1 pseudogene is annotated in these 1,051 nt (G+C 59.1%); it reads left to right on the top strand.

The annotated features are described in order from the left end of the window. A pseudogene (locus J5224_RS29665) lies at positions 1-1,051 on the top strand (hypothetical protein); the annotation flags it as partial.

Genomic DNA, 1,051 nt, shown 5'->3' with positions numbered 1-1,051 from the left:
CAGTTGGCGCTGGCCGTCGCGCAGGATCTTGAAAATAGCGGCACGCTCTACAGTCAACGGCTCGGTGTTGATGCGCTCAATCTGCTCAACGATGGCAAGGTAACCGGCGCAACCGCGCTGGAATTGCACGTGCTCGGGGATGTTTACAATAGCGGTACGCTGGCTGGCCGTCAGCTGATGCTTGATGCAAACGCATTCGCTAACGACGGCAATATTGTTGCCACCCAAAACGGTTATCTGCACCTGCAATCGCAGTTGAATAATCGCGGTTTGATCAGCGGACAGGGCGCGCTGCGCGTCGATGCTGGGCAGGTGCAGCAAGCTGCCACGCTGGAAGCACAAACGCTGACCCTCCACGCGGATACGCTGGATAATAGCGGTACGCTGCTCGGCGTTGATGCACTGACGCTGGCGATTGTGGCTGAGGTGAAAAACAGCGGTAAATGGCTGTCGCAGGGCGAAAGCGTCATTCAGGCCGCGCGTTTGGATAATCAGGGCACGGTGCAGGCAGAGCGCCTGCACATGGATGCGCAGCAGATGGATAACGCGGGGCAGATCCTCGGACTCGCTGCGTTAACGTTGGATGTGCAAGGTGGGCTGAACAATCAGCAAACCGGCAAACTGCTGTCGCAGGGCGTGGCGACGCTGCATGCCGCTGACGTCACCAATCTGGGGGAATGGCAAGCCGATCGCCTGCTGCTCAGCGCCGCGCGCGTCACCAATAGCGGACGCATTCAGGGTAACAGCGCGCTGACGATGGATCTCGCTGCCGATCCGCACAGCACATTACATAATCAAGGCCGCCTGATTTCTGGTGGCTCCAGCCAACTGGCCGCCGCGCTGATCGACAACAGCGGCGTGATCTCCAGCCAAGGTCAGAGTGGGTTGACGGCCAATAGCCTGCTCAACAGCGGTAACATTGTTGCCAGCGAAGGCGTAACGCTGCAAGGCAACTACCGTGGCACGGGCAATCTGACCACCGATGGTCAACTGACCTTTCGCGGCGACTCACTGGAAAGCGCCGGTGTCTGGCAGGGAAAAAACCTCGATG

Source organism: Candidatus Symbiopectobacterium sp. NZEC135 (genome assembly GCF_025962695.1).
This window is presented reverse-complemented; position numbering and strand designations above follow the sequence as displayed.